The 7,070-nt window shown below is 63.9% G+C and carries 4 protein-coding genes; 2 read left to right on the top strand and 2 right to left on the bottom strand.

Annotated elements, in window-relative coordinates:
- Positions 1 to 20: 20 nt before the first annotated feature.
- Complete coding sequence (locus tag ACX80E_RS09460) at positions 21 to 4,397, top strand: FtsK/SpoIIIE domain-containing protein (RefSeq protein ID WP_459301660.1); 4,377 nt, start codon at positions 21 to 23, stop codon at positions 4,395 to 4,397.
- A gap of 40 nt (positions 4,398 to 4,437) precedes the next feature.
- Here ACX80E_RS09460 and ACX80E_RS09465 read toward each other — a convergent pair whose 3' ends face one another.
- Positions 4,438 to 4,917 (bottom strand): hypothetical protein, encoded by a 480-nt coding sequence (locus ACX80E_RS09465; RefSeq protein WP_459301661.1) that lies wholly within the window; start codon positions 4,915 to 4,917, stop codon positions 4,438 to 4,440.
- A 232-nt stretch (positions 4,918 to 5,149) separates the two neighbouring features.
- Between ACX80E_RS09465 and ACX80E_RS09470 the strand changes: the two genes are divergently transcribed.
- Positions 5,150 to 5,398, top strand: a complete 249-nt coding sequence (locus ACX80E_RS09470) for a WhiB family transcriptional regulator (protein WP_103464761.1) — start codon at positions 5,150 to 5,152, stop codon at positions 5,396 to 5,398.
- A gap of 84 nt (positions 5,399 to 5,482) precedes the next feature.
- On the opposite strand, the gene ACX80E_RS09475 is transcribed toward ACX80E_RS09470, so the two are convergent.
- Positions 5,483 to 6,958 carry a sensor histidine kinase gene (locus ACX80E_RS09475; protein WP_459301662.1) on the bottom strand — a complete coding sequence of 492 codons (1,476 nt, stop codon included), beginning with the start codon at positions 6,956 to 6,958 and terminating at the stop codon, positions 5,483 to 5,485.
- Positions 6,959 to 7,070: the final 112 nt, after the last annotated feature.

Below are 7,070 nucleotides of genomic sequence, written 5' to 3' on the forward strand. Positions count from 1 at the left end.
GTGTTGGCTGAGGAGGTGCCATGGTGCTGGAGGTCACACTGGTGGCGGGCATGGGCACAGTTGGTGTTGATGGCGGCGGCGGTGCGGCACCGATTGGTGTCACGGAGCTCAGTGTTAGCTGGCCACCGGGCACCCCTGATGAGTCCTGTTCCGGCCAGTGCCTGGCGCAGGCCCTGGCCCGCCGCTGGGTCGGCTACTCCTTTAGCGTAAGCGGCCGCCCCCTCAGCACATTGCAGGCGGGCCAGCCGCCGTTGGTCAATGGCGCGGTGGTGGTGGCCTGGCCACTTCGCGGCGGTCAACTGCCGGACGCCCCGGCCGGAACGGCTGTTGCTGCGCGTGCGACGAGACCGGGCGGGACGTTTCCGGGAGCAATGCCCGTCCCCGGATTCGAGGGCATAGCCGCCGTCTTGACCGTGTGTTCCGGACCGGACGCCGGAGCCGTCTTTGCCTTGCGTCGGGGCACCTTCAGCGTGGGGCGCGGGCAGTGCCGCATCGCCGTGGCCGACCCCGCCCTGTCCCGGCAGCACGGGACGCTCGTTGTGGGAACTCACAGCATTACGCTTTCGGCCACGCGTCACTCAGCCGGATTCACCCTCCGCCGCACCGGTGCCAGCCCCACCGTGAGCGCTGCCCCTGTCAAGGGAACAGTTGCCATTGACGTGGGAGACTCCGTCGGCTGCGGGAACAGCACCTTCGAGCTTCATTTTCTAGATCATTCTCGAGGCGGCCGCGTTGACCCGGGGTCTGCTGGATCCACCGGCGGTACTGGGCCACAAGACTCCGCCGAGCCGTTTGCCCCGTCCCGTTCCGGGCCGCCGCTGCTGAGCGCAGCCACGTTGGAGCCCCTCGTGGTGCAGGGCACCGCCGGCTCACTGCGGAATCAGACGGCCATGATGGTTGGTGGCTGTCTGCCGTTGGTCTTGGGCGTGGTGCTGGCTGTGGTCACGGGCTCGTGGATGTTTCTAGCCTTCGCAGCCATGGGTGCCCTGGCGGTTCTTTTCCCACTGCTCGGTGGTGGCAAACGCCGTCAGGCATTCCTGGCAGCAGTGGACGAAGCCGCGCAGCATGACGCCGAACGGATCTCGCACGCCTTCCCCGATGCTGGCACGTTGCTGCTCGCCGCCCACACAGGTGCCATCTCACCCCGTGCCAGCCCACCCGACGCCGGCTCACCCGATGCCGGGCTGGCCTTGCGCATGGGCACTGCCGCGCGGGCCGCCCACCTGGTGTTGGCTCCCACCGACCCAACATTTTCTGCTCCCCTGCTTTCTCAAGCGCCCGTGTGTGTGCGCTGGGGCCCGGGGGCGCTCACGGTGCAGGGTCCAGCCAACGCCTTGAGGTCATTGTTGAACTTTGTCCTGATGCAACTGGACGCCGCAGCTGTCCCTGTTGTGTTGCTGGGCGACCCTGAGCAGCTGCCCCTGGCCGCGAGGTTTCTGCCGCACACCGTGCTGGTCGGGACGGTGCCAGCGGCGCAGCATGCCCTGAATCGCCTGAGCGGGACTGTCGTGCACGGCGGGCCAGGGCCAGCGGGAGTTCTTGTGGTGTTAGCTGAACGGGCTGTCCGCCTGCCGTCGCCGCTGCCCGGTCTGCGGGTTTTGAACTTTGTGGCGTCGGGCAATGGCGGCTTATCGCACGCGGCAACCGGCAGCAACATCGCTGACGAGGGCCACGATGACGTCCTTCCAGCGGAACCCGGCCGCCTGGCGAACACCGGGACGGGTCTCGTAACACTGGTGGCCGTGGGCAATGGGGTCGTGGGGACTTTCGCCGAAGAACACTTCGTGCCTGACGGTGTCCAGCCGCGAGCCTTTGACGCCTACGCACGTGCTCGAGCCAACACGGCTGCTGGACTCGGCCCCTCGCCGCGAACGTCCCTGGCGGCCAGCTCTTTGCCCCGCCACTGCAGTGTCAACGCCCTCCTGGATGCGTGGCGTTTCGCTGCTGGCGGTCCGTTGCGTCCCATTCCCCTGGGGCAGTCCGGAACCGGCCCAACGATGTTTGATTTTGTCCGGGATGGGCCGCACCTGCTGGTGGCGGGCACCACCGGTTCGGGCAAGTCCGAGTTCCTGCGTGTTTTGACAGGGAGTCTTGCGGCAGCCCACTCCCCTGAAGATCTGCAGTTCATCTTCATCGATTTCAAGGGCGGCGCGGGGTTGGGCGCCTTGGCCAAGCTTCCGCACACCAGCGCCCTCATCACCGACTTGGGCGCGCAGGGGATGGAACGCATGCTTGCGTCCCTACGCGCTGAGCTCCGCCACCGTGAGGCTGCGCTGGCCCATGCAGAGGCTTCCGACAGTGACCAATACCGCGCCATGGCTCGTGCGCGCCCAGCCCAGCGTGCCACTGGGCCGGCTGGCACTGGGGTGGCTGGCACTGAGGTGGCTGTTGTTGCGCCTCCTCATGCTGAAAGGTCCGCCCCCAACAGCCATTCCATGGCCCATCTTGTGGTGATCATTGACGAGTTCCGCGTTCTGGTGGATCAGCATCCGCTGGCCTTGGCTGAGTTGATGCGTATTGCCGCCGTGGGCCGATCCTTGGGTATCCATTTGGTCATGGCCACCCAGAGACCACAGGGTGCGTTGAACGCGGACATCAGGGCCAACGTCACCAGTTCCATTTGTTTGCGTGTGCAATCTGCTGTTGACTCCGCTGATGTCATTGGCACCGGTGCCGCCGCCACGATTAGCGTTTCAACGCCCGGGCGGGGCTTTATCAGCCGGGCCGGGGAGCCTGCCGAGGAATTTCAAAGCGCCACGTTGCGATCCCCCGAACTACTCGGTGCACAAGTTCCGCTGGTGGACGTTTTCACCGAGCGACTCAGGACCGGCACCGCCGTCGAATCCATTGTTTCCTCGCCCGCTAGTGACCCTGATGCCGTGGCGCAACTACTGCGAGAAGCATGGCAGGCGGGCCGGGCCGCAGATGCAGCCCTGTGTGAGGCGCCGGCTGTGGTGGCCCCGGAATTGCCCGGCGCCCTGACGCTTGCCGGAACACCTGAGGGCGACCACGGTGACGCCACTTCTGACGCTGTTTCTGGCGCTATCCTGCTGGGGAGGGTGGACGTTCCGCAACGCCAGCGGCTGGAAGACTTGTTGTGGCACCCTGAGTACCATTCGCATTTGGCCTGTTTTGGCACTCCTTCCGAAACCTCCCGGGCTATTTCCCTGGCAGCGGGTCAGCTCCTGGCTGCCAACTCCCGGCAACTGTCCGGCGCCGCTACCGGGGGGCGGTTACTTTATCTCCTCGACGGCGACGGATCCCTGGCCGCCTACGCCCATAGCCCATGGGTGGGCAGTTGTGTCACCACAGTCCAGCTGCGGACCGCTGCCCGCCTGGTGCAGCGACTCCTGGAGGTGGCCACGACCAGCACCCAAACCTTGGTTCTGTGCATTTCCGATTGGGGACGCTGGGTGACGGCGTTGCGGGCCAGTCCGTGGCAGTGGGCCGAGGAAACCATCGCAGAATTGATCCGCTTTAACAATGGCGATCTTGTGGTGGCGGTGGGCGGCGGTCGCGAACTCCTCACCTCACCCATCCTGGCTGCCATCCCCAACAGGGTCTTTCTGAGTTTCGGCGCCAGCACCGAATCCACCATGCTGTGGCCGCGGCTGCCACGTTTCGCTGCCATGGCCGGACGCGCGGCGATTGCCGGGCCCATCAATGCCTCCGCCGCACAGGCGGACCCCGAGACCATGCACATAGCCCAACTTGGCACGCATGCCCCTGGCCGGGTGCCGGGGCAGGCACTGAGTGAACGTCGTGCCGGAAGCCACGCAGCACGAACCCTGGCGGTGGCAGAACTGCCACGTACCCTCACCATGGCAGAACTCCAAGCAGCGTGCCCTGGGCGCCACGGCTCAGCCAGTCACGGCGCGCCGGCGCCAGGGCAATTGGTGGTGGGCCTGGGCGGGGACGGCCACGAACTGGTTTCCTTGCACTTTGGCGCGGGGGCACTGATTCCTGTCGTGGGTGGGAGCCGAACAGGCAAGACAGCATTTTTGAACGCGCTGTGGCACCTCAACGGCGCAAGGATCCTGCCATCAAGGCCGCAGGAAGACCCTGCCGGGATCTTTTTGGTGGACGACGCGGCCGGGTTGGAGCCGCTCCAGCAGGGTCAGATCAGCACCTTGCTCGCGGCCGGCACATCAATTGTGGCTGCTCTCTCCTACCCCAACCCGGGACTCTCCAGGCTTCCGCTGGAATGGGGACTCCGTTCGGTGCAACAAGGCATCGTGCTGATGCCGCAACGTCCCTCCGATGCCGAGCTATTCGGGGTCAGATTGGATACCACCGGGGCGGAACCGCTGGGCCGTGGAGTCCTGATCGATGGCGGGTTGTGCCATTGGTTTCAATTCCCCTTTCTGCAACCTCCGCCGCAAGAGTCCATCAGGTGAGGCGCCGACACCGACAAAAGGAATAAGGCTCAAGGGGGATTTACAACACGTTGTGCTGCGCGCCGGTGCGCAGTGAGAATGCCACCACTTTCGGGGTGAACAGGAAATAAGCCGCCGCCACTGGAGGCAATAACATCGCCAAACCCGGCACAATATTTCCCTCGAGCAACGTCGACACGGCTATAGCCACCATCAACAACTGCCACACAAAGGCTGCGGAGCGCGTCCACCTAAAACCTCTGTACACGTTCACCGCCACAAGGGCCAAGCCCGCGGACAACGCCAAAAGCAGGACAATCAAGAACACGCCGCTGGCCATGGACTGTGTTGGCTGCGTCATGGCCAAAACGATGGACCAGACACCGAGAACGCCCAGCGCCAAGGATTCGATTGCCACCACAGCGGCGACAACAAGTACGCCGGCCGGGCGGGAACCGGCACCGTCTTGGAGCCGCGTGACAGGGGTTTGCGGGGACTCGGGGCGGGGCATGTCAGCGGGAGTTTGAGGATCGTTTTGCACAAGAGCACCCTATCGGAGTTTGCCGAGTGCCAGCCTCGTATCCCTGATTCGTTGTGATGTATCGCTCACGGCTATGAGCTAATAAATCATTCCTTACCCCTTGTTTACGTAGAGTTAACATGACAGGCTTAAGTCAATGACCTAGAGGGCCCACAGAGGGCCCTTTCTTATGTGGCCCAACGTGAATTTTTTCACAAAATGCCTCCCGTTCTAAAAGGAGTGAGTGATCAGCATGGACTGGCGTAGTCGCGCAGCCTGCCTCGACAAGGACCCGGAATTGTTTTTCCCGGTGGGAAACACGGGCCCTGCATTGTTGCAAATCGAGGAAGCAAAGAGCGTATGTCGTCGCTGTCCAGTGGTCGACACGTGCTTGAAGTGGGCCATTGAATCGGGACAGGATGCAGGTGTTTGGGGTGGCTTGAGCGAGGACGAACGCCGCGCCATGAAGCGCCGCGCAGCCCGCGCCCGTCGCGCCAGCTAGCCCTCTTTTCCAAACTGACCCGCAGTAAACGCCGAAAAATCACGTTTTCAACGTGATTTTCGGCGTTTACTGCGGGTCAGTTGTTTAATGGCGGCTGATGAGGGCCATTTGCAATGTCACTACCGTGCCGCCGCCCGCTCGCGGCGTCCATTCGATGGTGCCACCCAATTCACTGGTCACCAGGGTCCGCACAATCTGCAGCCCCAGGCCCTCGGCGATGTGCCCCGGCGGCAACCCCACGCCGTCGTCAGCTATGCCCACTGTCAGCGCGTCGTCGCCGGAATCATTCTTGTAACGGTGGGCCGTCAGCCACACAGTTCCTTCACGGTCCTGCAGGCCATGCTCCACGGCGTTGGTGACCAGTTCATTGATGACCAGGGCCAGCGGGGTGGCAAAGTCGCTGGGCAGCTCACCGAAGGCGCCTTCGCGCTCGGTGCGGACCCTTTGCGACGGCGAGGCCACCTCGGCGGACAGCCTGAACTGCCTGTCGATCAGCTCGTCAAAATCGACATTCTGGGCCAGCCCCTGGGACAAGGTCTCATGCACCAGGGCGATGGTTGCCACGCGACGCATGGCCTGCTCCAGCCCCTGTTTGCCTTCCTCGCTGTGCATGCGCCGGGACTGCATGCGCAACAGCGCCGCCACGGTCTGCAGATTGTTCTTCACCCGGTGGTGAATCTCGCGAATAGTGGCGTCCTTGGTCACCAGCTCTTGTTCCCGGCGTCGAAGTTCAGAAACGTCGCGGCAAAGCACCAAAGCCCCAAAACGCTCCGTCCCGTCCCGCAGCGGAATAGCGCGCAGGGACAAACTCACCCCGCGGGATTCAATCTCCGTCCGCCAGGGCATGCGCCCCGTGACAACCAGTGGCAGTGACTCATCGACCATCCGCCGGTCCTTGAGCAGCCCCGTGGTGACCTCGGCCAGGGAACGTCCTTCCAACGAATCACCGTCGCCAAGCCTGCGGAAAGCAGAAACACCGTTGGGGCTGGCGTACTGAACTATGCCATCGACGTCAAGGCGCAGCAGCCCGTCTCCCACACGTGGGGCGCCACGGCGTGACCCCGTGGGGGAGGCGAAGTCGGGCCACAGACCCAAGGTCCCCATCTTCAACAGGTCATAGGCGCACTGGCGGTAGGTCAGCTCCAGCCGCGAGGGCATCCGGGAACTGGAGAGGTCCATGTGGGTGGTGATGACGGCAAGTGTCCGCCCGTTGCGCACCATGGGGATGGCTTCAACCCGCATGGCCGTGTCTGAGTTCCAAATCTTGGTTTCATGGGAGCGCTCAATGTTTTGGCTCCGCCACGCCGCCCGCACCAGCGGGTCAAGCTCGGGCTGAATCCGATCGCCCACAAAGTCGGCATGAAACATGGTGTGGGATGTGGACGGGCGCACGTGGGCAAGGGCCGCATACTCTTGTTCCTCTGTGGGGAACCACAGGACAAGGTCGGCAAAGGACAGGTCAGCAATCATTTGCCAGTCGCCCACCAAAAGGTGCAACCATTCTGCGTCGCCCGGGCCCAGTTTCGAACTTTCCCTAATCATGTCGGCAAAGATGGCCATGGGGGGCTCCTTAAAGATGGGTGGCTGTGTGCCCCTCCCCCCCCGCTGGAACAACCCCCCCCACTTGCCCCCAACCGCCCCCTCCCCCCCCCACACCAACCCACCAAACCCC

The organism is Arthrobacter sp. TMN-49 (assembly GCF_054511095.1).

Bases quoted from the DNA above. Each gene is read 5' to 3' on its own strand.
- ACX80E_RS09460 (WP_459301660.1), top strand. From the start codon at position 21: ATGGTGCTGGAGGTCACACTGGTGGCGGGCATGGGCACAGTTGGTGTT.
- ACX80E_RS09470 (WP_103464761.1), top strand. From the start codon at position 5,150: ATGGACTGGCGTAGTCGCGCAGCCTGCCTCGACAAGGACCCGGAATTG.
- ACX80E_RS09475 (WP_459301662.1), bottom strand. From the start codon at position 6,958: ATGGCCATCTTTGCCGACATGATTAGGGAAAGTTCGAAACTGGGCCCG.